Origin of the sequence: Bradyrhizobium sp. (assembly GCF_049586575.1) — a bacterium.
Taxonomy (GTDB): domain Bacteria; phylum Pseudomonadota; class Alphaproteobacteria; order Rhizobiales; family Xanthobacteraceae; genus Bradyrhizobium.
This window is the reverse complement of record NZ_JBAVCF010000415.1, coordinates 1-1,922: the sequence shown is the minus strand read 5'-3', so window position 1 is coordinate 1,922 and position 1,922 is coordinate 1. Positions and strand designations below refer to the sequence as shown.

At 59.8% G+C, this 1,922-nt stretch carries 2 protein-coding genes; both read right to left on the bottom strand.

Annotation, left to right across the window (positions count from 1 at the left end; all coding sequences use genetic code 11):
* On the bottom strand, window positions 1-691 hold a 691-nt coding region (locus WB528_RS16425), incomplete at its 3' end, for a branched-chain amino acid ABC transporter permease (protein ID WP_423889465.1).
* Window positions 692-765: 74 nt separating this feature from the next.
* On the bottom strand, window positions 766-1,922 hold a 1,157-nt coding region (locus tag WB528_RS16420; protein ID WP_423889464.1), incomplete at its 5' end, for an ABC transporter substrate-binding protein.

Sequence of the window (1,922 nt, the reverse complement as noted above, 5' to 3'; positions counted from 1 at the left end):
TGATGTTCTCGCCCATCAAAGGCCGGACCTGATTGATCGGCGCCGACAACACGCCGGCGAGCGCGGCGAGACCGACGCCAAGGCCATAGGTCAGTGTGATCATTCGCGGCACGTTGATGCCGAAGGCACGCACCAGCGTCGGATTTTCGGTGGCTGCGCGCAGATAGGCGCCAAGCCGGGTGCGCTCGATCAGGTACCAGGTCGAAAGACATACGACGAGCGAGAAGATCACCACCCATCCGCGATAGACCGGCAGGAACATGAAGCCGAGATTCATTCCGCCTTGCAGCCCGTTGAAATTCCCGATTTTCGGATAATCCGGGATCGCATAGGGCAAGCCCGACGAACCGAAATAGTTCTGGAAGACGCCCTGAATGATGAGCGCAATTCCGAAGGTCAACAGCAGGCCGTACAGGTGATCGAGGCCGGACAGCCATTGCAGCATCGTTCGCTCCAGAACCATGCCGAAAATGCCGACGACGATCGGCGCGATGAGCAGCGCCCACCAGTACCCGAGACCCGTCAGGTTGAGCAGGAAATAGGCGCAGAACGCTCCCATCATATAAAGCGCGCCATGCGCAAAATTGATGATGTTGAGCATGCCGAAGATCACGGCAAGCCCGAGGCTGAGCAGCGCGTAGAACGAGCCGTTGATCAGTCCCACCAGTAGCTGTGCGTAAAGCGCTTGCATCGGTTCTCTCGGCGCCTCGTTTCAATTCTTGATTCTCGGGCGGCGATCGCGGCCGCCCGAGACGTCAAACCAGATCATTTCTTCAGCAAGGGGCAGGTGCTCTTGTCCAGCGGTGTAAAGGCGTCTTTCGCGGGAATTGTCGCCACGAGCTTGTAGTAGTCCCAGGGCCCCTTGGACTCTGCCGGCGTCTTGACCTCGAAAAGATAGGCCGGATGAATCGTGCGGCCGTTCGGTTCGATGCTGCCCTTGCCGAACAGCGGATCGTCGGTCGGAATTTCCTTCATCTTCGCGACAACCTTGGCGCCGTCATGCGGGTTGCCGCCGAGGGCTTCCAGTGCCTTGAAATAATGCAACAGGCTTGAATACACCCCGGCGTGGACCATTGTCGGCATGATGTGGTTCTTCATGCGATCCTGGAAGCGCTTGGCAAAGGCCCGCGTGCCGTCATTCATGTCCCAGTAGAATGTCTCGGTGAAGTTCAGCCCCTGCGCCGCCTTCAAACCGAGCGCGTGGACGTCGGTGATGAACAGAAGCAATGCCGCGAGTTTCTGTCCGCTGCCGGTGATGCCAAATTCGGCGGCCTGCTTGATCGAGTTGGTGGTGTCGGCGCCGGCATTGGCAAGGCCGATGACCTTGGCCTTGGAGGCCTGTGCCTGCAGCAGGAAGGAGGAGAAATCGGCCGTGCTGATTGGAGCCTTGACGCCGCCGAGCACTTTGCCGCCGACGGCCTCGACCGCCGCAGTTGTGTCGCGTTCCAGCGCCGCGCCGAAGGCGTAGTCCGCGGTCACGAAAAACCACGTGTTGCCACCGCTCTTGGTCAGCGCCGTGCCGGTACCGTGCGCGAGCGTGTAGGTGTCGTAACTCCAGTGAATGGTATTCGGTGTGCACTGCTTGTTAGTCAGATCGGATGAACCGGCTCCGGAATCGAGCAGGACGCCGTTCTTCTCCTTGACGAGGTTCGAGACAGCGAGAGCAACACCGGAATTGGGCACGTCGACAATGACGTCGACCTTGTCGACATCGAACCACTGGCGCGCGATGTTGACGCCTACATCCGGCTTGTTCTGGTGATCGCCGGAGATGATGTCGATCTTCCAACCCTTCGCGGTGAGGCCGGAATCCTCAACCGCCATCTGGGCCGCCAAAGTCGAGCCGGGGCCGCCGAGATCGGCATAGAGGCCGGATTGGTCGGATAACGAGCCGATCTTGACGGTCTTGTCCTGGGCGCTTG